General features: G+C 67.8%; 22 protein-coding genes, 2 tRNA genes and 1 pseudogene. 21 read left to right on the top strand and 4 right to left on the bottom strand.

The window, feature by feature from the left end; genetic code table 11:
* The first annotated feature begins 15 nt into the window (after positions 1-15).
* Both ctaJ and ACZ50Z_RS12390 read left to right on the top strand, forming a co-directional pair.
* Positions 16-252 (top strand): aa3-type cytochrome oxidase subunit CtaJ, encoded by a 237-nt coding sequence (ctaJ, locus tag ACZ50Z_RS12395; RefSeq protein ID WP_464486209.1) that lies wholly within the window; start codon positions 16-18, stop codon positions 250-252.
* The gene (locus ACZ50Z_RS12390; RefSeq protein WP_464483815.1) at positions 239-706 is read left to right on the top strand and encodes a DUF5130 domain-containing protein; all 468 of its coding nucleotides are present in this window, start codon (positions 239-241) and stop codon (positions 704-706) included. Before ctaJ ends, ACZ50Z_RS12390 begins: the two co-directional genes overlap by 14 nt.
* Here ACZ50Z_RS12390 and pepN read toward each other — a convergent pair.
* Entirely contained in the window at positions 703-3,315 is a 2,613-nt protein-coding gene (gene pepN, locus ACZ50Z_RS12385) for an aminopeptidase N (RefSeq protein ID WP_464483814.1), read from the bottom strand. The genes ACZ50Z_RS12390 and pepN overlap by 4 nt on opposite strands.
* Positions 3,316-3,406: 91 nt before the next feature.
* Here pepN and ACZ50Z_RS12380 point away from each other — a divergent pair, with 91 nt between their 5' ends.
* From ACZ50Z_RS12380 to ACZ50Z_RS12360, 5 genes and pseudogenes are all read left to right on the top strand, one after another.
* Positions 3,407-4,030, top strand: coding sequence for a mycothiol-dependent nitroreductase Rv2466c family protein (locus ACZ50Z_RS12380; protein ID WP_464483813.1), 624 nt, complete (start codon positions 3,407-3,409; stop codon positions 4,028-4,030).
* Positions 4,031-4,080: 50 nt separating this feature from the next.
* A complete protein-coding gene (locus tag ACZ50Z_RS12375; protein ID WP_464483812.1) occupies positions 4,081-4,560 on the top strand; it encodes a ribose-5-phosphate isomerase in 480 nt (159 codons plus the stop codon).
* 17 nt (positions 4,561-4,577) lie between these two features.
* Positions 4,578-5,384: an Fpg/Nei family DNA glycosylase gene (locus ACZ50Z_RS12370; RefSeq protein ID WP_464483811.1), complete on the top strand. Its 807-nt coding sequence runs from the start codon at positions 4,578-4,580 to the stop codon at positions 5,382-5,384.
* A 58-nt stretch (positions 5,385-5,442) separates the two neighbouring features.
* Positions 5,443-5,577 (top strand): annotated as a pseudogene (locus ACZ50Z_RS12365) (hypothetical protein); the annotation flags it as partial.
* A gap of 85 nt (positions 5,578-5,662) precedes the next feature.
* Positions 5,663-5,815 (top strand): hypothetical protein, encoded by a 153-nt coding sequence (locus tag ACZ50Z_RS12360; RefSeq protein WP_464486406.1) that lies wholly within the window; start codon positions 5,663-5,665, stop codon positions 5,813-5,815.
* Here ACZ50Z_RS12360 and ACZ50Z_RS12355 read toward each other — a convergent pair.
* Together ACZ50Z_RS12355 and ACZ50Z_RS12350 are read right to left on the bottom strand one after the other, a co-directional pair.
* Complete coding sequence (locus ACZ50Z_RS12355) at positions 5,808-6,998, bottom strand: serine hydrolase domain-containing protein (protein WP_464483810.1); 1,191 nt, start codon at positions 6,996-6,998, stop codon at positions 5,808-5,810. The genes ACZ50Z_RS12360 and ACZ50Z_RS12355 overlap by 8 nt on opposite strands.
* Positions 6,999-7,030: 32 nt before the next feature.
* Positions 7,031-7,101: transfer RNA gene (locus tag ACZ50Z_RS12350), tRNA-Gly, on the bottom strand.
* Positions 7,102-7,250: 149 nt separating this feature from the next.
* Here ACZ50Z_RS12350 and ACZ50Z_RS12345 point away from each other — a divergent pair.
* The 4 genes from ACZ50Z_RS12345 (at position 7,251) to clpP2 (ending at position 10,111) form a co-directional block, all read left to right on the top strand.
* Positions 7,251-7,327, top strand: a tRNA-Pro gene (locus ACZ50Z_RS12345).
* A 65-nt stretch (positions 7,328-7,392) separates the two neighbouring features.
* Positions 7,393-8,760 carry a trigger factor gene (gene tig, locus ACZ50Z_RS12340; protein WP_464483809.1) on the top strand — a complete coding sequence of 456 codons (1,368 nt, stop codon included), beginning with the start codon at positions 7,393-7,395 and terminating at the stop codon, positions 8,758-8,760.
* 128 nt (positions 8,761-8,888) lie between these two features.
* Positions 8,889-9,479, top strand: a complete 591-nt coding sequence (gene clpP1, locus ACZ50Z_RS12335) for an ATP-dependent CLP protease proteolytic subunit ClpP1 (protein WP_008255177.1) — start codon at positions 8,889-8,891, stop codon at positions 9,477-9,479.
* Entirely contained in the window at positions 9,476-10,111 is a 636-nt protein-coding gene (clpP2, locus tag ACZ50Z_RS12330; RefSeq protein ID WP_464483808.1) for an ATP-dependent CLP protease proteolytic subunit ClpP2, read from the top strand. Before clpP1 ends, clpP2 begins: the two co-directional genes overlap by 4 nt.
* Positions 10,112-10,132: 21 nt before the next feature.
* On the opposite strand, the gene mmuM is transcribed toward clpP2, so the two are convergent.
* Positions 10,133-11,062 (bottom strand): homocysteine S-methyltransferase, encoded by a 930-nt coding sequence (gene mmuM / locus ACZ50Z_RS12325; protein WP_464483807.1) that lies wholly within the window; start codon positions 11,060-11,062, stop codon positions 10,133-10,135.
* 339 nt (positions 11,063-11,401) lie between these two features.
* Here mmuM and clpX point away from each other — a divergent pair, with 339 nt between their 5' ends.
* The 10 genes from clpX to ndk all read left to right on the top strand — a co-directional run bounded on the left by clpX (position 11,402) and on the right by ndk (position 24,641).
* Entirely contained in the window at positions 11,402-12,682 is a 1,281-nt protein-coding gene (gene clpX, locus ACZ50Z_RS12320) for an ATP-dependent Clp protease ATP-binding subunit ClpX (RefSeq protein WP_067252479.1), read from the top strand.
* A gap of 426 nt (positions 12,683-13,108) precedes the next feature.
* Positions 13,109-15,064, top strand: coding sequence for a 2-oxoacid:acceptor oxidoreductase subunit alpha (locus tag ACZ50Z_RS12315; protein ID WP_464486208.1), 1,956 nt, complete (start codon positions 13,109-13,111; stop codon positions 15,062-15,064).
* Positions 15,065-15,113: 49 nt separating this feature from the next.
* A complete protein-coding gene (locus tag ACZ50Z_RS12310; protein WP_464483806.1) occupies positions 15,114-16,214 on the top strand; it encodes a 2-oxoacid:ferredoxin oxidoreductase subunit beta in 1,101 nt (366 codons plus the stop codon).
* A 28-nt stretch (positions 16,215-16,242) separates the two neighbouring features.
* On the top strand, positions 16,243-16,824 hold the full coding sequence (mobA, locus tag ACZ50Z_RS12305; RefSeq protein ID WP_464483805.1) for a molybdenum cofactor guanylyltransferase: 582 nt from the start codon (positions 16,243-16,245) through the stop codon (positions 16,822-16,824).
* Between the two features lie 863 nt (positions 16,825-17,687).
* Positions 17,688-18,242: a transglycosylase family protein gene (locus ACZ50Z_RS12300; RefSeq protein WP_464483804.1), complete on the top strand. Its 555-nt coding sequence runs from the start codon at positions 17,688-17,690 to the stop codon at positions 18,240-18,242.
* Positions 18,243-18,352: 110 nt separating this feature from the next.
* Complete coding sequence (locus ACZ50Z_RS12295) at positions 18,353-19,612, top strand: saccharopine dehydrogenase family protein (RefSeq protein ID WP_464483803.1); 1,260 nt, start codon at positions 18,353-18,355, stop codon at positions 19,610-19,612.
* Between the two features lie 58 nt (positions 19,613-19,670).
* Entirely contained in the window at positions 19,671-22,319 is a 2,649-nt protein-coding gene (locus ACZ50Z_RS12290) for a valine--tRNA ligase (protein WP_464483802.1), read from the top strand.
* Complete coding sequence (folC, locus tag ACZ50Z_RS12285; protein ID WP_464483801.1) at positions 22,316-23,785, top strand: bifunctional tetrahydrofolate synthase/dihydrofolate synthase; 1,470 nt, start codon at positions 22,316-22,318, stop codon at positions 23,783-23,785. Before ACZ50Z_RS12290 ends, folC begins: the two co-directional genes overlap by 4 nt.
* 80 nt (positions 23,786-23,865) lie before the next feature.
* Positions 23,866-24,168, top strand: a complete 303-nt coding sequence (locus ACZ50Z_RS12280; protein ID WP_464486207.1) for a DUF4233 domain-containing protein — start codon at positions 23,866-23,868, stop codon at positions 24,166-24,168.
* 62 nt (positions 24,169-24,230) lie between these two features.
* Positions 24,231-24,641, top strand: coding sequence for a nucleoside-diphosphate kinase (gene ndk / locus ACZ50Z_RS12275; RefSeq protein ID WP_464483800.1), 411 nt, complete (start codon positions 24,231-24,233; stop codon positions 24,639-24,641).
* Positions 24,642-24,719 lie beyond the last annotated feature (78 nt).

Genomic DNA, 24,719 nt, shown 5'->3' with positions numbered 1-24,719 from the left:
TGCGTCGTGAGTCCTATGCATCTCCACCTGATCATCGTCGGAATACCGCTGTTGCTGGTGGTCGCCCTGTCGGTGCTGATCTGGTCCCGCAAGGGGCCGCACCCGGCGACCTACAAGCTGGGCGAGAAGTGGACGCATCCGCCGATCCTGTGGGCCGCCGTCGGTGAAGAGGTCGGCCACAGCCATGGCGGACACGGGGGGCACGGCACGTCGGAATTCTCAGTTGGAGGTGGCGCCAGTGGCACGTGGTGAGGTAGCGACGAAGGAACCCGCCGAACTGCCCTACGGTTCGGTGATCACCACCAGCGGACGGATCTCCGGGGTCACCGAGCCCGGCGAACTGTCGGTGCACTTCCCGTTTCCGACCAAAGACCTCGTCGCCGTCGATGACGCGCTGAAATTCGGGTCGAGGGCCTCCAAGACGCGGTTCGCGATCTACCTGGGCGACCTGGGCGGCGACACCGCCGCGCGGGCCCGCGAAATCCTGGCCGACGTGCCGACACCGGACAACGCGGTGCTGCTGGCCGTCTCACCCGACCAGAAGGTCATCGAGGTGGTCTACGGTTCCGCAGTCCGCGGGCGCGGCGCCGAGTCGGCCGCACCGCTGGGTGTGGCCGCCGCGTCCTCGGCATTCGAGCGCGGCGATCTGGTGGACGGGCTGGTCAGCGCGATCCGCGTGCTGAGCGCGGGAATTTCGCCGGCTTAAGCTTTTTCGGCCTGGACGGCGGCGTCGAAGCGGCGCGCCCGCAACGAACGCTTCACCCCGGCCTGGCCCTCGAGCACCAGCCGCCGCAGCGCGGCCGGCACCTCGGGGTCCGACAGGAACTCATCGGCCGCGGCGACGGCGTCGTCGCTGATGTCCCAGTGCGGATACAGGCCGATCACCACGGTCTGGGCCACTTCACTGGATCGGCGCGCCCACACCCCAGAGATCGCCCCGAAGTACCGCGCTGTGAACGGCTTGAGCAGTTCATGCTGCGACGGCGGGGCGATGCCCGCGATGATCGCGCGGGCGGTGATGTTGGCCAGGGTGTCGTCCTCGACCACCGTCGTCCACGCCGCTTCCTTCACCGGCAGCTGGGGCCGCGCGGTCGCGGCCTGGGCGCCGTGCCGCTTGCCGGCGGCGGTCGGGTCGCGCTGAACCTCGGCGTCGATGAACGGTGTGGCGGGACCGTCGGAGTCGATGTCGCCGGCGGTGGCCAGCGCGGTGACGATCCGCCACCGCAGGTCCGTGTCGATCTCGAGGCCCGGCAATCCGAGGTCCGCCGGGTCGCTGCTGTTGGCCAGCGTCGCCAAAGTCTCCACGTGCCGCACCGACAGGACCGACGAGCACAGCGTGTTGACGAAGGCGAGCTGGTGATCCGACCCGGGCTGCGCGGCGCGCGCCAACTCCAATAGCCGGTCGGCGAACTGCGGCCAGCCCTGCTCGCGCGCCCAGCCGGGCTCGGCGTAGGACGCCAGCGCCGTCTGCGCCTGCAGCAGCAGCCGCTGCGCCACCCCGACCTCGGTTTCGGCGTGCACGCCGCCCGCCACCAGGGCCACGAAGTCGCGGGCCCGCAGTTCGGCCTCGCGCGTCATCTCCCAGGCGGCCGACCAGACCAGCGAGCGTGGCAACGGTTCGGCGATGTCGGCGATGCGCTGCAACGCGGTGCGCAGCGACTCGGCGTCCAGGCGCAGCGAGCAATACGTCAGGTCGTCGTCATTGACCAGCACCAGTTGGCCCCGCGAAACCCCAACCAACGCAGGAACTTCCGTCACAGGGCCTTCGACGTCGAGTTCTTCGCGGCGCACCCGGACCAGCTTCCCCGACCCGTCTGAAGCATCCAGATCGTAGATGCCGATGGCCAGGCGGTGTACCCGAGTCTCGCCGGCGCCCGGGGCGGCGCCGCTCTGAGTGACCGCGAAGCGGGTGAATGTGCCGTTGGAGTCGACGTCGAAATCGGCCCGCAGCGTGTTGAGCCCGGTCGTCTTCAGCCACTGCTGACCCCAGTCGGACAGGTCGCGCCCCGACGCCTTCTCCAGCGCGGCGACCAGATCGTCAAACGTGGCGTTGCCGAACGCGTGGGTGCGGAAGTAATCGCGCAGCCCCGCCAGGAAGTGCTCGAGCCCGACGTAGGCGACGAGCTGCTTGAGCACCGACGCGCCCTTGGCATAGGTGATGCCGTCGAAGTTCACCTCGACCGCGGCCAGGTCCGGAATATCGGCGGCGATCGGATGGGTCGACGGCAACTGGTCCTGGCGGTATGCCCACGACTTTTCGACCGTGGCGAACGTGGTCCAGGCTTCGGTGAATTCGGTTGCCTCGCTTTGGCACAGCACCGACGCGAACGTCGCGAAGGACTCATTCAGCCACAGGTCGTCCCACCAGGCCATGGTGACCAGATCCCCGAACCACATGTGCGCCATCTCGTGCAGCACCGTCTCGGCGCGACGTTCGTAGGACGCCCGGGTGACCTTGCTGCGGAAGACATAGTCCTCCAAGAACGTCACCGCGCCCGCGTTCTCCATTGCGCCGGCGTTGAACTCGGGGACGAACAGCTGATCGTATTTTCCGAAGGCATAGGGCAAGCCAAAGTTCTTGTGGTAGAAGCCAAATCCTTGCTTGGTCTGGGTGAAAAGCCGCTCGGCGTCCATGTATTGCGCCAGCGACGCCCGGCAATAGATGCCCAGCGGGATTTCGCCGTGTTCGTCGGTGTAGGCGTCCTTCCACTCGGCGTACGGGCCGGCGATCAGTGCGACCAGATAGGTGCTCATCCGCGGGGTGGTGGCGAACGTGTGCAGGGCGGCCCCGTCCGTGTTCACGGACACATTTGCGCCGTTGGAGATCACCTTCCAGTGCCGGGGCGCGGTCACCCGCACGTCGAAGGTCGCCTTGAGGTCGGGCTGGTCGAAGCAGGCGAACATTCGCTTGGCGTCGGCGGTTTCGAATTGCGAGTACAGGTAGGTCTCGTTGTCGACCGGATCGACGAACCGATGCAGACCCTCGCCCGTGTTGGAGTAGCGGCAGTCCGCGTCGACCACGACGACGTTGCGGCCGGCCAGCCCGCGCAAGGCGATCCCGGTGGATTCGTCGTACCCGGAGACGTCGAGGTCGCGGCCGTTGAGCGTGGCGCCGCGCACCGTGTCGGCGGCGATGTCGATGACCGTGTCGGCGCCGGCGAGCGCGTCGAAGACCACAGTGGTGACCGAGCGGAAGGTCCGCTCGCCGGGACCGCCGTGGGAATCGGTGAGATCGAGATCGACCTGATAGCTGGCGACGGTGATCAAAGAAGCGCGCTCGACGGCTTGCTCGCGGGTGAGGTTGGGGAGTGCCACGTGTCCAACTTACGGGTCGGGCACAGCGGGAACAGGAGCGAGAGGCCTACGGTTGTGCAGATCAGACTTCCCACCGACGAGAGGACCGGACATGCCCGCCGACGCGCCCGCGAAGAACAAAGCCGATTTCTGGTTCGATCCGCTGTGCCCGTGGGCGTGGATCACCTCGCGTTGGATCCTCGAGGTGGAAAAGGTCCGCGACATCGAGGTGAACTTCCACGTGATGAGCCTGGCGGTGCTCAACGAAAACCGCGAGGACCTGCCGGAGAACTACCGCGAAAACATGAAGCGGGCCTGGGGTCCGGTGCGGGTGGCGATCGCGGCCGAGCAGGCCCACGGCGCTGAGGTGCTCGGGCCGCTGTACACCGCGATGGGAACCCGGATCCACAACGAGAACAACAAGGAACTCGAGGACGTGATCAAGCTCGCGCTGGACGACGCCGGGTTGCCGGCGGACCTGGCCGCGGCCGCCGACAGCGACGCCTACGACGAGGCCGTGCGCAAGAGTCACCACGCCGGGATGGACGCGGTCGGCGATGACGTCGGCACGCCGACCATCCACGTCAACGATGTGGCGTTCTTCGGGCCGGTGCTTTCGAAGATTCCGCGGGGTGAGGAAGCGGGCAAGCTGTGGGACGCCTCGGTGGCCTTCGCGTCCTACCCGCACTTCTTCGAGCTCAAGCGCAGCCGCACCGAGAAGCCCGCGTTCGACTAGAGCCGTTGCGGTCGGTTGGGCGGCCGCGCGGCTATGTAAGGATTGCGGGCATGCGCGTCTACCTCGGCTCTGACCACGCCGGATTCGAGCTCAAGCAGCAGATCAGCGAGCACCTCGCGAAGTCCGGCCATGAGCCGATCGATTGCGGCGCCTTCACCTACGACGCCGACGACGACTACCCGGCCTTTTGCATCGCGGCCGCGACGCGCACCGTGGCCGACCCGGACAGCCTGGGCATCGTGCTGGGTGGGTCGGGCAATGGCGAGCAGATCGCGGCCAACAAGGTCCCCGGTGCGCGGTGCGCGCTGGCCTGGAGCGTCGAAACCGCAACGCTGGCCCGCGAACACAACAACGCCCAGCTGATCGGCATCGGCGGCCGCATGCACACGGTGGCGGAGGCGCTGGCCATCGTCGACGCCTTCGTGACCACGCCATGGTCGAAAGCCGAACGCCACCAACGGCGTATCGACATCCTCGACGAATACGAACGCACCCACCAAGCCCCGCCGGTACCCGGCGCGGCGGGCTGACGCCGAAAGGTCCGCGCGTGCCCGAAGGGCATACCCTGCACCGGCTGGCCCGGCTGCACCAACGCCGTTACGCCGGCGCGCCCGTGTCGGTGTCCAGCCCGCAGGGCCGCTTCGCCGATGCGGCCGCGGCGGTCGACGGCCGGGTGTTGCAGCGCACCAGCGCCTGGGGCAAGCATCTTTTCCACCACTACGCCGGCGGCCCGATCGTGCATGTGCATCTCGGGTTGTACGGCGCCTTCACCGAGTGGGAACGCCCGGACGACGGGTCGTTTCCCGAGGCGGTCGGCCAGGTGCGGATGCGCATGATCGGCGCCGGCTACGGCACGGACCTGCGCGGCCCGACGGTGTGCGAAGTGATCGACGAAGGACAGGTCAGCGACGTGCTGGCCCGGCTGGGTCCCGACCCGCTGCGCGGCGACGCCGATCCATCGTGGGCCTGGAAGCGAATCGCCAAGTCGCGCAGGCCCATTGGCGCGCTGTTGATGGATCAGACCGTCATGTCCGGCGTGGGCAACGTCTACCGCAGCGAGTTGCTGTACCGCCACGGCATCGACCCGTTCCGCCCGGGCCGCGACGTCGGCGAGGACGAGTTCGATGCCGCCTGGACCGATCTGGTGGCGTTGATGAAGGTGGGTTTGCGCCGGGGCAAGATCATCGTGGTGCGCCCCGAACACGATCACGGCGCGCCGTCCTACCGTCCCGACCGCCCCCGCACCTACGTCTACCGGCGTTCCGGGGAACCGTGCCGCGTGTGCAAGGACCCGATCCGCACGACCGTGCTGGAGGGCCGCAACGTGTTCTGGTGCCCGACGTGCCAGAAATGACGACAAAAGCGTCGGCGTCGGTGGTTTGAATTCAAACGGTGTGGGCATTGCAGTCTCCATGAAGACTCTCGTTCGATCAGCTGCAACAATTTCCGCCATCGCAGGCCTCGGCCTTGCGGGCCTGGGCGTCGCGACCGACGCGCAGGCGCATCCCAGCAGCCCGTTCCCGCAATGGTGCCCTGGGGATTTCTGGGACCCCGGCTGGGGCGACAACTGGGACACCGGAAACTGCCACGACAACTGGCGCGGACCCGGACCTAATCCGTACAACGGCCCGGGTGGTCCCGGTGGCCTGGGCGGACCGGGTGGACCCGGCGGACCCGGTGGGCCTGGCGGTCCCGGTGGACCCGGCGGTGGCGGGCCCGGCGGCGGCGGGCACGGCGGGGGCGGCGGTGGAGGCGGCGGCGGTCACTGACCGCGCCGCTAGATGACTCCCAGCACGGAGTAGACCTCGTTCGACAGCACCAGGCTGCGCGGGTCCGCGTTGGCCTTGGTGGGGTCGAAGTGGTTCGCGACATAGGCGTAGCCGATGCGGTGCTCGAGGTCGACGAACCCGAACGAGCCACCCAGCCCGCCGTGGCCGAAGATCCGCGGGTTAGGTCCGTTGACGCAGCGCTGGTTGAGCATGTATCCGAGACCCCAGCCATGGTCGGCGACCCGCGGCCCCAGCACCAGGTCGGCGTCCCGCCCGCCCTGACAGACCCGCACCAGGTCCATGTGCTCACGGCTGAGCACCTTCTCCTGGGCGAGCGCGTTGTAGAACGTCGCCAACCCCAGCGCCGACACCTGTCCGTTGGTGCCGGGAAACTCGAGTTCGCGCCACAGGCTGAGATCGTGGGAGCCGAGTTCGTCGTCGGGGGCGAACCCCATCGAGATGGACAGCCCCGCCTTGGGGTGCTCGGCCAGGCTCGTCGGATAACCCGGCGCCTTCGCGTCGGCAAGCAGGTCCCGGGCGTGCGGCTTGTTGACCCGCTCGGCGCACCGATGTTGCTCGGCCAGCGGCAACCCGATATGGACGTCGGCGCCGAACGGTTCGGCGATCTCGGTCCGTAGGTACTGGCCGATCGTGCGGCCGGTGACCCGGCGGAACACCTCGCCCATGATGAAGCCGAAGGTGGTCATGTGGTAGCCCTGGGCGGTGCCCGGCTCCCACCAGGGCTCGGCGGCGGCCAGTTGTTCGCAGACGTAGTCCCAATCGGCGACCTGTTCCCAGCGCATCCGGGTGCGCGGGCCGATCACGCCGGAGCGGTGGCCCATCACCATCGCCAGCGTGATGTCCTGTTTGCCAGCCTGGCCGAACTCGGGCCAGTAGTGGGCCACCGGAGCCTGCAGGTCCAGCTCGCCGCGGTCGGCGAGCTGGTGCACGCAGGTGGCCGACAGGCCCTTGGTGCCGGATAGCACGGTGGTCAGGGTGTTCTGCTGCCAGGGCCGGATGCGGGCGCCGTCGGCCCAGCCACCCCACAGGTTGACGACGAGTGACCCGTCCACCCACACCGCGACGGCCGCGCCGACCTCGTCGCCCAGCGTGAAATTGCGCTCGAACGCGTCGCGGACCCCGACGAAATCCGACGCGCATGAGCCATGGATCGACGCGTCCGTCGTCGGGTCGCTCATGGCGCCTCTCTATCGAGCAGATAGTTAGCCCGAGCGGGCGACGGGAATCGAACCCGCGTAGCTAGTTTGGAAGACTAGGGCTCTACCATTGAGCTACGCCCGCATGTAATTAGTCGAGCGTGACTGTAGCTGGCGACGAAGATCAAATCTAATCGACGCGGCTTTGTGATCGCCCCGTGAGGTCCGCGAGGTCGCTGCCCAAGCCTGTGACGGACCCGGCTTTGCGGGGCCTTAGGATCATCGAGGTCAGCGCGGGGTGTAGCGCAGCTTGGTAGCGCATCCGCTTTGGGAGCGGAAGGCCGCAGGTTCAAATCCTGTCACCCCGACCAGCACGACCGGCCCGCGCGCTGCGCGGCCCACCGACCACCAGGAACGAGCACCGAGGAGCACACCCGTGAAGAGCACCGTCGAGCAGTTGAGCCCCACCCGGGTGCGCATCAATGTGGAGGTCCCCTTCGCCGAACTCGAGCCGGACTTCCAGCGGGCCTACAAGGAGTTGGCCAGTCAGGTGCGCCTGCCCGGCTTCCGGCCGGGCAAGGCGCCGGCGAAGTTGCTGGAGGCCCGCTTCGGCCGCGAGGCGATGCTCGACCAGGTGGTCAACGACGCGCTGCCCGCACGCTACGGACAGGCGGTCGCCGAGTCCGAGGTGCACCCGCTGGGCCAGCCCGAGATCGAGGTCACCAAGAAGGAGTACGGCGAGGAGCTGGCGTTCACCGCCGAGGTCGACATCCGCCCCAAGCTCACCCTGCCGGACCCGGGTTCGGTGACCATCTCAGTGGACCCGATCGAGGTCAGTGACGACGACGTCGACGCCGAACTGCAGTCTCTGCGTGCCCGATTCGGCACCCTGACCGGGGTGGAGCGACCCGTCGCCGACGGCGACTTCGTCTCCATCGACTTGTCGGCCACCATCGACGGCGAAGAGGTGCCGGGCGCCACCGCGCAGGGACTGTCCCACGAGGTCGGCTCCGGCCGGCTCATCGCGGGCCTCGACGAGGCGCTGGTCGGTTTGTCCGTCGACGAATCCAAGGAGTTCACCGCGCAGTTGGCCACCGGCGAGCACGCGGGCAAAGACGCGCAGGTGACCGTCACGGTCAAGTCGGTCAAGCAGCGCGAGCTGCCCGAGCCCGACGACGAGTTCGCCCAGTTGGCCAGCGAGTTCGACACCATCGAGGAGCTGCGGTCCAGCCTGCGCGAGCAGGTCGGCCAGACCAAGCGCGCGCAGCAGGCCGAAAGCATCCGCGACGCCGCGATCGACACGCTGCTCGAGCAGGTCGACATCCCGCTGCCCGAAGCGATCGTGAAGGCGCAGGTTGACAGCGCGCTGCACAACGCGCTGCACAGCCTCAACCACGACGAATCCAAGCTCGACGAGGTGCTCGCCCAGCAAGGGAAGTCGCGCGAGGAGTTCGAGACCGAGACGCGCGCCGCCGCCGAGACGGACGTCAAACGGCAGCTTTTGCTCGACGCGCTGGCCGACGAACTGCAGGTGCAGGTCGGCCAGGACGACTTGACCGAGCGGCTGGTCGCGACGTCGCGGCAGTACGGCATCGAGCCCCAGCAGCTGCTGGCCTACCTTCAGGAGAACAACCAGCTGCCGTCCATGTTCGCCGATGTGCGCCGGGCGCTGGCCATCGCCGAGGTGATCCGCGCGGCGACGGTCACCGACACCGCCGGAAACACCGTCGACACCGATGAGTTCTTCGGCAAGCGCGGCGAGCCCGACGCCGAAGAAGCCACGGAGGCTGACGCAGAGGAGTGACCGCGCGATGACGCTGTGAGCGAACGCGCCCCGTTTGAGGGGTGCGTGGCCGCGAAACGGCGGGCCCGGTTGGTTAGTGTCGGTGAAGACAGATCTGACAGAAAGCAGGTACCCCGGTCGTGACTGACATGCGTTCAAACTCGCAGGGTCTCAACCTCACGGACTCCGTCTATGAGCGCTTGCTGTCCGAGCGCATCATCTTCCTGGGTTCGGAGGTGAGCGACGAAATCGCCAATCGGCTGTGCGCGCAGATTCTGCTGCTCGCCGCCGAGGACTCCACCAAAGACATTTCGCTCTACATCAACTCGCCCGGCGGATCGATCAGCGCCGGCATGGCGATCTACGACACCATGGTCCTGGCGCCGTGCGACATCGCCACCTACGCGATGGGCATGGCCGCCTCGATGGGGGAGTTCCTGTTGGCGGCGGGCACCAAGGGCAAGCGCTACGCGCTGCCGCACGCCCGCATCCTGATGCACCAGCCGCTCGGCGGGGTGACCGGTAGCGCCGCCGACATCGCCATCCAGGCCGAGCAGTTCCACGTCATCAAGAAGGAGATGTTCCGGCTCAACGCGGAATTCACCGGCCAGTCGATCGAACGCATCGAGGCGGATTCTGACCGCGACCGCTGGTTCACCGCGCAGGAAGCCCTGGAGTACGGCTTCGTCGACCACATCATCACCCGCGCCGCCCACATCACCAATGGAGAAGCCCAGTGAACCCCGAAACCCAGCCTCAGGCGCGCTACATCCTGCCGTCGTTCATCGAGCACTCCAGCTTTGGTGTCAAGGAATCCAATCCTTACAACAAGCTGTTCGAGGAACGCATCATCTTCCTCGGCGTCCAGGTCGACGACGCGTCGGCGAACGACATCATGGCGCAGTTGCTGGTGCTCGAGTCGTTGGACCCCGACCGCGACATCACCATGTACATCAACTCGCCGGGTGGCGGATTCACCTCGCTGATGGCGATTTACGACACCATGCAGTACGTGCGGGCCGACATCCAGACCGTGTGCCTGGGGCAGGCCGCCTCGGCGGCCGCGGTGCTGCTGGCCGCCGGGACCCCGGGCAAGCGGATGGCGCTGCCCAACGCCCGGGTGCTGATCCACCAGCCTTCGCTGCAGGGCGTGATCCAGGGGCAGTTCTCCGATCTGGAAATCCAGGCCGCCGAGATCGAGCGGATGCGCACCCTCATGGAGACCACGCTGGCCCGCCACACCGGCAAGGACGCCGCGACGGTCCGCAAGGACACCGACCGCGACAAGATCCTGACCGCCGAAGAGGCCAAGGAGTACGGGATCATCGACACCGTGCTGGAGTACCGGAAGCTTTCCGCCCAGTCGGCGTAGCCCTTTTCGCCGAACGTGCACTCATTGCGAATTCTCGGCTGAATTTTCGCGCTCAGTGCACGCTCGGCGAAGATCCGCAATATTGGCCGGCCGCGTCCGGCAGCAGCCGCCGACGATGCGGGCCCCGGCCGCAATCCACTGCGAGGCCAGGTCCGCGCTGAAGCTCGGCCGCCCGGTCCACTTGTGCCGCACGGCATCCCAGCGTTCCCCGCTGTTCGGGTAGACGATGACGGGCTTGCCGATCTCCGACGCCGCCGCGACCGCGGGCAACACGTCGTCCGGCGCGCAGCAGTTGACCCCGACGGCCACGATCTCATCGACGCCGGCGGCCACCGCGAAGGCGTCGGCCAGCCGCTGTCCGGCGCGGGTCCGGTTCCCGTCGATGGTGTAGCTCAACCAGGCCGGCTTCCCGGCGGAGCGCACCAGGTCGACCAACGCTTCCGCCTCGTCGACGTCGGGCACGGTTTCGCACGCGAGCACGTCGGCCCCGGCGTCCGCCAGGATCTCCAGCCGCGGCCGGTGCCATCGCGCCAACGCCGCGACCGACAGCCCGTAGCGTCCCCGGTACTCCGAACCGTCGGCCAGGGCCGCGCCGTACGGCCCGACCGAGGCGGCGACGAAAAGGCCCGCAGGCCGGCCACCGGCCTCGTCCCGCGCGGCCTTCGCGAGCTCTACGCTGCGGCGCAACAGCCGGTCGGTGTCGCGTCGATCCAGCCCGCGTGCCGCGAAACCCTCGTACGACGCCTGGTAGCTGGCCGTCGTCGCGATCGTGGCCCCGCCGCGAAAGTAGGCGGCGTGGACGGCGACGATCTCGCGCGGGGCGTCCGCGAGCAGCCTGGCCGACCACAACCGGTCGGACAGGTCATGGCCGCGCGCTTCGAGCTCGGTGGCCAAGCCGCCATCGAGCAGCACGGTTCCGCTGGGCCAGGTGAAGCCCACGGCCAAACCCACGTGGCCACTGTAGGGTGATTTCGTGGGGGTCCGCCCAGGCCTCGTGTGATCGTTTTGGGTTGGTCGGCACCTCTGCCGGAGGCTGGATCGGGCGGCCGCCGGACTCGGTGGCATTACGACCGCGACACGCCAAAGACACGCAAAGCGCGTCTTTCGCGAGCGACGGGCACTGTGTGGCTATATCTTTCCTCCATACGGAAGCGGCAGGAACTCCCGCAAATACCATGGGCGCGATTCGGCGTTTATGGTCGCGGCGGGCCCGATCAAGCGGGTAGCGTCGGTGATTACATGCGGGGACAGGGAAGACCACGGCGAATAGGAAGTAGGCACTGACGCACCATGGCACGCATCGGAGACGGCGGGGACCTGCTGAAGTGCTCGTTCTGCGGGAAGAGCCAGAAGCAGGTCAAGAAACTCATTGCTGGCCCCGGTGTATACATCTGCGATGAGTGCATCGACCTCTGCAACGAGATCATCGAAGAGGAGCTCGCCGACGCCGACGACGTGAAGCTCGATGAGCTTCCCAAGCCGATCGAGATCCGCGAATTCCTCGAGGGCTACGTCATCGGGCAGGACACCGCCAAGCGGACGCTGGCTGTCGCGGTCTACAACCACTACAAGCGGATTCAGGCCGGCGAGAAGGGCCGGGACTCGCGGCACGAGCCGGTCGAGCTGACCAAGTCCAACATCCTGATGCTCGGACCCACCGGGTGCGGCAAGACCTACCTGGCCCAGACGCTCGCCAAGATGCTCAACGTCCCGTTCGCCATCGCCGACGCCACCGCCCTGACCGAGGCCGGCTACGTCGGTGAGGACGTCGAGAACATCCTGCTCAAGCTCATCCAGGCCGCCGACTACGACGTCAAGCGCGCCGAGACGGGCATCATCTACATCGACGAGGTCGACAAGATCGCCCGCAAGAGCGAGAACCCGTCGATCACCCGCGACGTCTCCGGGGAGGGCGTCCAGCAGGCCCTGCTGAAGATCCTGGAAGGCACCCAGGCGTCGGTTCCCCCGCAGGGCGGCCGCAAGCACCCGCACCAAGAGTTCATCCAGATCGACACCACCAACGTGCTGTTCATCGTCGCGGGGGCGTTTGCCGGCCTGGAGAAGATCATCTACGAGCGCGTCGGCAAGCGGGGCCTGGGCTTCGGTGCCGAGGTCCGCTCGAAGGCCGAGATCGACACCACCGACCACTTCGCCGATGTCATGCCGGAAGACTTGATCAAGTTCGGCCTGATTCCCGAATTCATCGGTCGGCTGCCGGTGGTCGCGTCGGTCACCAATCTGGACCGCGAGTCGCTGGTCAAGATCCTGTCCGAGCCGAAGAACGCTCTGGTCAAGCAGTACCTGCGGCTCTTCGAGATGGACGGCGTGGAGCTCGAGTTCACCGACGACGCCCTGGAGGCGATCGCGGATCAGGCGATCCACCGCGGCACCGGGGCACGTGGCCTGCGCGCCATCATGGAAGAGGTCCTGCTGCCGGTGATGTATGACATCCCCAGCCGCGACGACGTCGCCAAGGTCGTGGTGACCAAGGAGACGGTGCAGGACAACGTGTTGCCGACGATCGTGCCGCGCAAGCCGTCGCGCACCGAGCGCCGCGACAAGAGCGCCTAACTAGCCTGGCCGGCCCGGCCAGCGCGCTGGCGGACCGGCGCGCCGCCAAGCGGGCGCTGGTCGTCGGGTTCTATTTGATCTCTGTGCTGCAGGCGCTGGCGATGCCGGAAACGGCGGCGGCCAAACTCGGCGCCGCGAAACCGGGCATCCGGAGGCAGACACGGTATGAACGACGGTTGCTAACGCGCAAGACGTGACCAACGCCACAGTTTACCGAGCTACTCATCAGTAGACGGCGCTGACGTCGCGTTTTGGCTGCGAGCTCGGCCGAGATGACGCCTCAGAGACGGCCATGGCGATCGAAAATCAGTGCCATAATTGATACTTCCAGTGACATAAAACCGTCACGGCCGGAAAGTCAATTTCACGGGCGTAATCTAGTTTGCGCGCGGTGTCGGTGCGGTGAACAAAGTGGAGGGCAAAGACGTGGATCCGAACGGCAGCGGAGCCGGATCAGACTCACAGAACGGGGCTTCCCCGAACGGATCCGCCCGTCAGCGCCTCGAACAGGTCGTCATTCGCTTCGCCGGAGACTCCGGCGACGGCATGCAGCTCACCGGCGACCGGTTCACTTCCGAGGCAGCGCTTTTCGGAAACGACCTGGCGACACAGCCGAACTATCCCGCCGAGATCCGCGCCCCCGCAGGCACGCTGCCCGGCGTCTCGTCCTTCCAGATTCAGATCGCCGACTATGACATCCTGACCGCCGGCGACCGGCCCGACGTGCTCGTCGCGATGAATCCGGCCGCGCTCAAGGCCAACATCGGCGACCTGCCCCGCGGCGGCATGGTGATCGCGAACTCCGACGAGTTCACCAAGCGCAACCTGACCAAGGTCGGTTACGTCACCAACCCGCTCGAGACCGACGAGTTGTCCGACTACGTCGTGCATTCCGTCGCGATGACCACGCTGACGCTCGGCGCCGTCGAGACGATCGGCGCGACGAAGAAGGATGGCCAGCGCGCCAAGAACATGTTCGCGCTGGGCCTGCTGTCGTGGATGTACGGGCGGCCGATCGAAACCAGCGAAAAGTTCATTCGGGAGAAGTTCGCCCGCAAGCCCGAGGTCGCCGAGACCAACGTGCTGGCGCTGAAGGCCGGCTGGAATTACGGCGAGACGACCGAGGCGTTCGGCACCACCTACGAGGTGTCCCGGGCGACCCTGCCGTCGGGCGAATACCGCCAGATCTCGGGAAACACCGCGCTGGCGTACGGCATCGTCGCGGCCGGCCAGCTCGCGGACATCCCGGTCCTGCTCGGCAGCTACCCGATCACGCCGGCGTCCGACATCCTGCACGAGCTGTCCAAGCACAAGAACTTCAACGTGCTCACCTTCCAGGCCGAGGACGAAATCGGCGGCATCTGCGCGGCGATCGGCGCCTCGTATGGCGGCGCGCTGGGAGTGACCACCACGTCGGGGCCCGGCATTTCGCTCAAGTCCGAAGCGCTCGGGCTGGCCGTGATGACCGAACTGCCGTTGCTCGTCGTCGACGTGCAGCGCGGCGGGCCCTCGACCGGGCTGCCCACCAAGACCGAACAGGCCGACCTGCTACAGGCGCTGTACGGCCGCAACGGCGAGTCGCCCGTTGCGATCCTCGCGCCCCGGTCGCCGTCGGACTGCTTTGAAACGGCGCTCGAGGCGGCGCGCATCGCGGTCTCCTACCACACCCCGGTGATCGTGTTGTCCGACGGCGCGATCGCGAACGGGTCCGAGCCGTGGCGCATTCCGGACGTCAGCACGCTGCCGCGCATCACCCACGCCTTCGCCAAGCCGGACGAACCGTTCCAGCCTTACGCCCGCGACCCCGAGACGCTGGCGCGGCAGTTCGCCGTTCCGGGCACCCCGGGGCTCGAGCACCGCATCGGCGGTCTGGAAGCGGCGAACGGCTCGGGCAACATCTCCTACGAGCCGGTCAACCACGACCTGATGGTCCGGTTGCGCCAGGCCAAGATCGATGGCATCTCGGTTCCCGATCTGGAGGTCGACGATCCGACCGGCGATGCCGAGCTGCTGCTGATCGGGTGGGGCAGCTCGTATGGTCCGATCGGTGAGGCCTGTCGGCGCGCGCGGCGCAAGGGCATCAAGGTGGCGCACGCGCACTTGCGCTACCTCAACCCGTTCCCGGCGAACCTGGGCGAGGTGCTGCGGCGCTATCCGCAGGTGGTGGCGCCCGAAATGAACTTGGGCCAACTGGCGTTCGTGCTGCGCGGCAAGTACCTGGTGGACGTGCAGTCGGTCAGCAAGGTGCAGGGTGTTGCGTTCCTGGCCGACGAGATCGGCCGTGTCATCCGCGCCGCGCTGGGCGGCACACTGGCCGAAGTCGAGAACGACAAGACGATGGTCGCCAGAATGGCGGCGGCAACGGTTGGGGCCAGCGCATGATCCGCGCCGGCGCCAATGCAGAGCGAAGCGATGAGGAGGAGCGGCGCTCGTGACTGACCTGATCGGCAACTTGGCGGGCAAAGACCTCGGTGTGACCGCGAAGTTGACCAAGAACGACGGGGTCCCCACGTTGTCTGCGGAGGACCAGCCCCAGAAGTCCAAGGACTTCACCAGCGACCAAGAGGTGCGCTGGTGCCCGGGCTGCGGGGACTACGTCATCCTCAACACCATCCGCAACTTCCTGCCCGACCTCGGGTTGCGGCGCGAGAACATCGTGTTCATCAGCGGCATCGGCTGCTCGAGTCGCTTCCCGTATTACCTCGAGACCTACGGTTTCCACTCGATCCACGGCCGTGCGCCGGCGATCGCCACCGGACTGGCGCTGGCTCGCGAGGACCTGTCGGTGTGGGTGGTCACTGGTGACGGCGACGCGTTGTCGATCGGCGGCAACCACCTGATCCACGCGCTGCGCCGCAACGTCAACATCACCATCCTGCTGTTCAACAACCGGATCTACGGGCTGACCAAGGGGCAGTACTCGCCCACCTCGGAGGTTGGCAAGGTCACGAAGTCGACCCCGATGGGGTCGCTGGACCACCCGTTCAACCCGGTGTCGTTGGCCCTGGGCGCCGAGGCGACCTTCGTCGGGCGCGCTTTGGACTCCGATCGCAACGGCCTGACCGAGGTGCTGCGCGCCGCCGCCGGGCACCGGGGCGCCGCCGTCGTCGAAATCCTGCAAGACTGCCCGATCTTCAACGACGGCTCGTTCGACGCGCTCCGTAAGGAAGGCGCCGAGGAGCGGGTCATCAACGTCCGTCACGGTGAGCCAATTGTGTTCGGCGCCAACGGTGAATACTGCGTGGTGAAGTCCGGGTTCGGCCTGGAGGTGGCCAAGACCGCCGACGTGTCCGTCGACGAGATCGTGGTGCACGACGCGCACAGCGACAACTCGGCCTACGCCTTCGCCCTGTCGCGGCTGTCGGATCAGAACCTCGAGCACACCGTGTTGGGCATCTTCCGCAATGTCAGCAGGCCCACCTACGACGACGCGGCGCGCTCGCAGATTCAGGCGGCCCAGTCGGCGAAGCCGTTCGACTCCGCGGCGCTGCAATCGCTGTTGCGCGGCCGCGACACCTGGTCCGTCGACTGACGTGGCCGAGCAGGTGCCCGACACAACAATGTCACTGGCGGGGGTCGTGCTGGCCGGTGGCGAGTCGCGGCGAATGGGCCGCGACAAGGCGACCCTGCCGGGTCCCGGCGGGGCCGCCACGTTGCTCGAGCACGTGGTCGGGGTCGTGTCCCAGCGTTGCGACTCGGTTTTCGTGATGGCCGCGCCGGGGCAACCGCTGCCCGAGGTGCAGGCGCGGGTGCTTCGCGACGAGGTGCGTGGTCAGGGCCCGCTGCCGGCGACCGGAGCCGGCCTGCGGGCCGCGGCGGAAACCGGCGCCCGGTACGCCTTCGTCTGCGCCGTCGACATGCCGCTGCTGTCAGCGGGTTTGATCGACGACCTGACCGGGCTGGCCGCCGAGACCAACGCCGAAATCGTGCTGCCGTGGGACGGTCGCAGCCACTACCTCGCCGCGGTGTACCGCACCGATCTGGCCGGGCGGATCGACGGCCTTGTCGCGGCCGGGGCCCGCTCGATGCGAGCGTTGATCGACGCCTCCGACGCCCAGCAGATCGTGCTGCCGGAATCGCGTTTCCTTGCCAACGTCAACTCGGAGAGCGACCTGCGCGCTCTCGCGCAGCTGCAGGCCTGACACTTAATCCGCCGTACTAATCGGTGCGGCGGAATCTCTTCACAAATCCCCTCCACGCATCGGCGCTCTGTCGTGATCCGTTGGGGCAAAGTCGCGTTGAGGATCCTCGAGCCGATTCGACTGCCTAAGATCTCGGCGGTCCCGGCGCTCAGCTCCCTGGTTTTTTCGTGAAACATCTTGTCTCCGTGCGTGATTACACTAAAGCCGTTGTCCGGCAACATAATCCTCGACATCCAAAGCGGACCGGCGCGAGTAGATTGGCGAATAGCGATGTGGGGCAGGGTAATTCAACATAACGTTACCGTTTTTCGTCCATCGGGCGTGGCGGCTGGAGAAACGGCGGAGGTATGCGGTACGCTGCGCCGCCCAGGCGTGAGCGCGGCAGATCCCTTGTAGCCGCGGCAAATCGGCGACGGTGCCCAAATAAACGTGCGCCAGCTCACAAAATGCGCGTGATTAGCCTCACCATTTGTTTGCGGATCCGACGGGCCTGCCCGCGGCGAAAATTTCACTGTGACCTGCGTAAATACACCTGCTATCGCGGCGTGATCGCGTCGTTATCGAAACGAGATCAGCGATTTCCGAAGATGACGAACGCTTCGGCGTTCTCTACGGTCCCTGTTAGCCCGCAACGGGTTACGAAAAAGTAATCAACAAAATTGAATCCACATACCCGCGTGTGAGCGGCGCCACGGACGGCGAGAGCCCGACCGTGGGCGGTGGGTGACAACCCGCCGGGCATACCTGGCCCGCCGCTGTCGTGCCTGACCCAGACGGCACGTTCCAAAGCAGGCATTCAAACCAACGCTTTCAGCCCACCTGCGTGGGCTTGTTTTGGCGCGCGCGCAGCGAAAGGAAAGATATTGAAGAACGTCCGCAAGACGCTCATTCTTGCCGCGGTCACGGGCACGCTCGTGACCATCCCGTCGGCCACCGCCCACGCAGACGAAGCGGTGGGCTTCGACCCGAACTTGCCGGCCGCCGGCCCGGAGCTTCCCGCCCCTGACGCGCCCGCCCCTGACGCGCCTCCGGCTCCGGACGCCGAGCTGCCGCCGGCTCCGGACGCCCCTGCGCCTCCGGCCCCGGACGCCCCGCCGGCTCCGGACGCGCCGCCGGCCCCCGCGGGGTTCGACCCGAACGTTCCGCCTCCCGGCCCGGACGTCCCGCCGCCGCCGGCCCCGCGGGCGTACAGCGTCAACTGGGACGCCATCGCGCAGTGCGAATCGGGCGGCAACTGGGGCATCAGCACCGGTAACGGCTTCTCCGGTGGTCTGCAGTTCACCCCGAGCACCTGGCGCTCCAACGGCGGCAGCGGCTCGCCGGCCGGCGCCAGCCGCGAAGAGCAGATCCGCGTCGCCGAGAACGTGCTGCATTCGCAGGGCATCGGCGCGTGGCCGGTGTGCGGGCGCCGCGGCTGATCGACCGCTTCCCGCATACGTATAAGCCGTACAGATAAGGAGTGCCGGGCCCAGTGCCCGGCACTCCTTCGCTCCAGCCGTCGCCAACTGCGTCGGGTAGCGTCGGGCCCGTGACCGCAACGCCGCGCGAATTCGACATTGTGCTGTACGGGGCGACCGGCTTCGTCGGGAAGCTCACCGCCGAATACCTGGCCAGCTCGGCGCCGGACAAACGGATCGCGCTGGCCGGCAGGTCGACCGATCGGCTGCGTGCGGTCCGCGACACGCTCGGCGACACGGCGCGGTCATGGCCCGTCCTGAACGCGGATGCCTCATCGCCCTCGACACTCGACGAGATGGCGGCGCGCACCCAGGTCGTCATCACGACGGTCGGCCCCTACACCCGCTACGGGTTGCCACTGGTGGCCGCCTGCGCGGCGGCCGGCACCGACTACGCCGACCTGACCGGTGAGGCGATGTTCGTCCGCGACAGCATCGACCAGTTCCACAAGCAGGCCGCGGATACCGGCGCCCGCATCGTGCATGCGTGTGGATTCGATTCCGTCCCGTCAGACCTCAGCGTCTATGCGCTGTACCGCGCGGCCCGCGATGACGGCGCCGGCGAACTCGCCGACACCGACCTGGTGGTCCGTTCCTTCTCCGGCGGGGTGTCCGGCGGCACCGTCGCGTCCATGTTGGAGGTGCTGGACACCGCCTCCCGCGATCCCGAGGCCCGCCGCCAGCTCGCCGACCCGTACACGCTCAGCAGCGACCGCGCCGCCGAACCCGACATCGGCCCGCAGCCCGACCTGCCCTGGCGCCGAGGTCGGCGGATCGCGCCGGAACTGAACGGGCTGTGGACCGCGGGCTTCGTCATGGCGCCCTACAACACCCGGATCGTGCGGCGCAGCAACGCGCTGCTGGACTGGGCTTACGGCCGCCAGTTGCGGTACAGCGAAAGCATGAGCCTGGGCTCGTCGCCGATCGCGCCGGTCGCCTCCGCCGTGGTGGGCGGGGTCGGCGCGGCAACCTTCGGCTTGGGCAGCCGGTTCTTCCGGCTGCTGCCGCGCCGGCTGGTGGAACGCATCGTGCCCAAACCCGGCACCGGCCCGAGCGAGGCCGCCCGGGAGCGCGGCTACTACCGCGTCGAGACGTACACCACGACGAGCACCGGCGCCCGCTACGTGGCGCGCATGGAGCAGCGCGGCGATCCCGGCTACAAAGCGACCTCGGTGCTGTTGGGGGAGTGCGGCATGGCGCTGGCATTCGACCGCGACAAGCTCCCGGACCTGCACGGCGTCCTCACACCCGCGGCCGCGATGGGCGACGCGCTGCTGGACCGCTTCCCCGCCGCGGGTGTGTCCTTGCAGGTTGACCGGCTCGCGGGGTGACCCGGGTCACGGTTCGGGCACTTACACGAGGGTAAACGGCGCTCCCTAGAATTGACGGGTGACCGCCAGCCGCAGCCCCGCCACCGACCTGCCCAAGTCGTGGGATCCCGCTGCGGCCGAGAGCGCGATCTACCAGAAGTGGGTCGACGCCGGATACTTCGCGGCGGACCCGGCCAGCGCCAAGCCCGGCTATTCGATCGTGCTGCCGCCGCCGAACGTGACCGGCAGCCTGCACATGGGTCATGCGCTCGAACACACCATGATGGACGCCCTGACCCGCCGCAAGCGGATGCAGGGATACGAGGTGTTGTGGCAGCCGGGCATGGATCACGCCGGAATCGCCACGCAGAGCGTGGTGGAAAAGCAGCTCGCGGTCGACGGCAAGACCAAAGAGGACTTGGGCCGGGAGCTGTTCGTCGAGAAGGTCTGGGACTGGAAGCGCGAGTCCGGCGGCGCCATCGGCGGCCAGATGCGCCGGCTCGGCGACGGGGTGGACTGGAGCCGCGACCGCTTCACCATGGACGAGGGGCTGTCGCGGGCGGTCCGCACGATCTTCAAGCGGCTCTACGACGCCGGCCTGATCTATCGGGCCGAGCGGCTGGTCAACTGGTCGCCGATCCTCGAAACGGCGATCTCGGACATCGAGGTCGACTACCTCGACGTCGAGGGCGAGCTGGTGTCGTTCCGGTACGGCTCGCTCGACGACGCGCAGCCGCACATCGTGGTCGCCACCACCCGGGTCGAGACGATGCTGGGCGACACCGCCATCGCCGTGCACCCGGACGACGAGCGCTATCGCCACCTGGTCGGCACCACGCTGCCGCACCCGTTTGTAGACCGGCAGCTCGTCATCGTCGCCGACGAGCACGTCGACCCCGAATTCGGCACCGGCGCAGTCAAAGTCACGCCCGCACATGACCCCAACGACTTCGAGATCGGGCTGCGGCACGGGTTGCCGATGATCTCGATCCTGGACACCAAGGGCCGGATCGTCGACACCGCAACGCAATTCGACGGCATGGACCGCTTCGAGGCCCGGATCGCGGTGCGCGAGGCGCTGGCCGCCGAGGGCCGCATCGTGGAGGAGAAGCGCCCGTACCTGCACAGCGTCGGACACTCGGAGCGCAGCGGCGAACCTATCGAGCCGCGGCTGTCGCTGCAGTGGTTTGTTCGGGTGGAGACGCTGGCCAAGGCGGCCGGCGACGCGGTGCGCAACGGCGACACCGTGATCCACCCCGCGAGCATGGAGCCGCGCTGGTTCGCTTGGGTCGACGACATGCGCGATTGGACGATCTCGCGGCAGCTGTGGTGGGGCCACCGCATCCCGATCTGGTACGGCCCCGACGGCGAACAGCGCTGCGTGGGTCCCGACGAAACGCCACCAGAAGGCTGGGAACAGGACCCCGACGTCCTGGACACCTGGTTCTCCTCGGCGCTGTGGCCGTTTTCCACCCTGGGCTGGCCGGAGAAAACCCCCGAGCTCGAAAAGTTCTATCCGACAAGCGTTCTGGTGACCGGCTACGACATCTTGTTCTTCTGGGTGGCCCGGATGATGATGTTCGGCACCTTTGTCGGCGACGACGACGCCATCACCCTGGACGGCCGCCGCGGCCCGCAGGTGCCGTTCACCGATGTCTTCCTGCACGGGCTGATCCGCGACGAGTCCGGCCGCAAGATGAGCAAGTCCAAGGGCAACGTCATCGACCCGCTGGACTGGGTGGAGCTCTTCGGCGCCGACGCCCTGCGGTTCACGCTGGCCCGCGGCGCCAGCCCCGGCGGTGACCTGGCGATCGGCGAGGACCACGTCCGCGCGTCGCGCAATTTCTGCACCAAGCTGTTCAACGCCACCCGCTACGCGCTGCTCAACGGCGCGCGGCTGGCCCCGCTGCCCCCGGCGGCGCAACTCACCGATGCCGACCGCTGGATCCTCGGGCGGCTGGAAGAGGTTCGCGCTGAGGTCGATTCGGCGTTCGACAACTACGAGTTCAGCCGCGCCTGCGAGGCGCTCTACCACTTCGCCTGGGACGAATTCTGCGACTGGTACCTGGAATTGGCCAAGACGCAACTGGCCGAGGGGATCACGCACACCACGGCCGTGCTGGCGGCGACGCTGGACACCCTGCTGCGGCTGCTGCACCCGGTGATCCCCTTCATCACCGAAGCCCTGTGGCAGGCGCTGACCGACAGCGAGACCCTGGTGATCGCCGACTGGCCGCAACCGTCCGGGATCACGCTGGATCAGGTTGCTGCACAACGGATTACCGACATGCAGAAGCTGGTGACCGAGGTGCGCCGGTTCCGCAGCGACCAAGGCCTGGCGGACCGGCAGAAGGTGCCCGCCCGCATGACCGGTGTCGACGAATCGGATCTGAGCACCCAGGTCAGCGCGGTGACCTCGCTGGCGTGGCTCACCGCCGCCGACCCGGAGTTTCGCCCGTCGGCGTCGGTGGAAGTGCGGCTCAGCGGCGGCACCGTCGTCGTCGAGCTCGACACCTCCGGCACCATCGACGTCGACGCCGAACGTCGCAGGCTGGAAAAGGATCTCGCCGCGGCGCACAAGGAGCTGGCGTCGACCACCGCCAAACTGGCCAACGAGGATTTCCTGGGCAAGGCCCCGCAAAACGTGGTCGACAAGATCCGGGACCGCCAACGCCTGGCCCAGGAGGAGACCGAGCGGATCAACGCGCGGTTAGCCGGGCTGCAATGACGGAGCCGCCCGAGTGGGCTGAGGATCCCGAAGTTCCCGGCGCCATTCCCACGCCGGATCCCACCCCGGACGAGATCGCTTCCCTGTTGCAGGTCGAGCATCTGCTGGACCAGCGCTGGCCCGAGACCAAGATCGAACCGAGCCTGACCCGGATCAGCGCACTGCTGGACCTATTGGGTTCACCGCAGCTGGCCTACCCGTCCATCCATGTCGCGGGCACCAACGGCAAGACCTCGGTGGCCCGCATGATCGACGCGCTGATCACCGCGCTGCACCGGCGCACCGGGCGCACCACCAGCCCCCACCTGCAATCGGCGGTCGAACGCATCTCGATCGATGCCAAACCGATCAGCCCGGCGCAGTACGTGGCGACGTACCGCGAGATCGAGCCGTTCGTGCAGATGGTCGACGCGCAATCACAGGCTGGCGTTTTCGGGAAGGCTGGACCGCGACTGAGCAAGTTCGAGGTGCTGACCGCGATGGCCTTCGCCGCCTTCGCCGACGCCCCCGTCGACGTCGCCGTAGTCGAGGTGGGGATGGGCGGGCGCTGGGACGCCACCAACGTGATCAACGCCCCCGTGGCGGCCATCACCCCGATCGCCATCGACCACGTCGACTATCTGGGCGACGACCTCGCCGGCATCGCGGGGGAAAAGGCCGGCATCATCACCCAGGCTCCCGAGGGCGCACCCGACACGGTCGCGGTCATCGCCCGCCAGGCGCCCGAAGCGATGGAAGTGTTGCTGGCCCAGACCGTGCGGGCCGATGCCGCGGTGGCCCGCGAGGATTCGGAGTTCGCCGTGTTGGGCCGCCAGGTCGCCATCGGCGGGCAGGTGCTGCAGCTGCAGGGGCTGGGCGGGGTGTACTCCGACGTCTACCTGCCGCTGCACGGAGAACACCAGGCGCACAACGCGGCGCTGGCGCTGGCCGCTGTCGAGGCCTTCTTCGGGGCCGGCGCGCAGCGTCAACTCGACGTCGAGGCGGTTCGCGCGGGCTTCGCCGGGGTGGTCAGCCCCGGCCGGCTGGAGCGGATGCGCAGCACGCCCACCGTGTTCATCGACGCCGCGCACAATCCCGCCGGTGCGGCCGCGCTGGCGCAGACGCTGGCCGGCGAATTCGACTTCCGCTACCTGGTCGGGGTGCTCAGCGTGCTCGCCGACAAGGACGTCGACGGCATCCTCGCCGCCCTGCAACCGGTCTTCGACGCCGTCGTGGTCACCCACAACGGGTCCCCGCGGGCGCTCGACGTCGAATCGCTGGCCCTGGCGGCGCGCGAGACATTCGGGCCCGACCGGGTGAGCACCGCCGAGAACCTGCGCGACGCCATCGACGTCGCGACAGCGCTGGTCGATGACGCCGCGCTCGACGGGCAGGCCGAGGACTTCTCGGGGACCGGCATCGTCATCACCGGCTCGGTCGTCACCGCCGGCGCGGCGCGGACCCTGTTCGGACGTGATCCGCAGTGACCCGACCCGACTCACCCGAGAACCCCGAGGAGTCGCCCCCGACGGGGCCGGCGGACCCCTGGCGCAGCTTCGGCGCGGTGATGGCCCTGACGCTGTTTCTGGAAGCGATCGTGGTGCTGCTGGCGATCCCGGTGGTGGGCGCGGTCGGCGGCGGACTGACGACGGCGTCGCTGACCTACCTGATCGGCCTGGCCGTCCTGCTGATCCTGATGGGCGGGGTGCAGCGCAAACCCTGGGCCATCTGGGCCAACCTCGGCGTGCAGGTGATCCTGCTCGCCGGGTTCGCCGTCTATCCGGGGGTGGGCTTCATCGGCGTGCTGTTCGCCGGGCTATGGGGCTTGATCGCCTACTTCCGGGCCGAGGTTCGCCGCAGACAGGGGTAGACCGGCGGCAAGGACAAGCTCTGACCCGCCGCGTACGCACCTGGTTATGTACGCTGTCCGCCGTGACCGAACGGACATTGGTACTGATCAAGCCGGACGGCGTCCAGCGACAGCTGGTGGGGGAGATCATCGGCCGGATCGAGCGAAAAGGCCTCACCCTCGCCGCGCTGGAACTCCGGCACGTCAGCCAAGATCTCGCCGCCCAGCATTACGCGGAGCACGAGGGCAAGCCCTTCTTCGAGTCGTTGCTGGAGTTCATCACCTCGGGGCCGGTGGTGGCGGCCATCGTGGAGGGGCCGCGGGCGATCGCGGCGTTCCGGCAGCTCGCGGGCGGTACCGACCCGGTCGAGAAGGCGGTCCCGGGCACGATCCGGGGCGATTTCGGGCTGGAGACGCAATTCAATCTGGTGCACGGCTCGGATTCGATCGAGTCGGCCAAGCGAGAAATCGGGCTCTGGTTTCCCGGCGCCTAGAGCTGCGGCGATAGGTTCCGCGGCGCGGTGCTGACCGGGTTTGCCCGGCCGGGGTTCCTCAGGTGTGGGTTGGCCGCC

It is taken from the genome of Mycobacterium sp. NTMscope_MAC_269 (assembly GCF_976985695.1).
This window is presented reverse-complemented; position numbering and strand designations above follow the sequence as displayed.

Coding starts and splice junctions, on each gene's coding strand:
- ctaJ (WP_464486209.1), top strand. CDS start 16: ATGCATCTCCACCTGATCATCGTCGGAATACCGCTGTTGCTGGTGGTC.
- ACZ50Z_RS12380 (WP_464483813.1), top strand. CDS start 3,407: ATGCCCGCCGACGCGCCCGCGAAGAACAAAGCCGATTTCTGGTTCGAT.
- ACZ50Z_RS12375 (WP_464483812.1), top strand. CDS start 4,081: ATGCGCGTCTACCTCGGCTCTGACCACGCCGGATTCGAGCTCAAGCAG.
- ACZ50Z_RS12355 (WP_464483810.1), bottom strand. CDS start 6,998: ATGAGCGACCCGACGACGGACGCGTCGATCCATGGCTCATGCGCGTCG.
- clpP1 (WP_008255177.1), top strand. CDS start 8,889: ATGCGTTCAAACTCGCAGGGTCTCAACCTCACGGACTCCGTCTATGAG.
- clpX (WP_067252479.1), top strand. CDS start 11,402: ATGGCACGCATCGGAGACGGCGGGGACCTGCTGAAGTGCTCGTTCTGC.
- mobA (WP_464483805.1), top strand. CDS start 16,243: ATGTCACTGGCGGGGGTCGTGCTGGCCGGTGGCGAGTCGCGGCGAATG.
- folC (WP_464483801.1), top strand. CDS start 22,316: ATGACGGAGCCGCCCGAGTGGGCTGAGGATCCCGAAGTTCCCGGCGCC.
- ACZ50Z_RS12280 (WP_464486207.1), top strand. CDS start 23,866: ATGGCCCTGACGCTGTTTCTGGAAGCGATCGTGGTGCTGCTGGCGATC.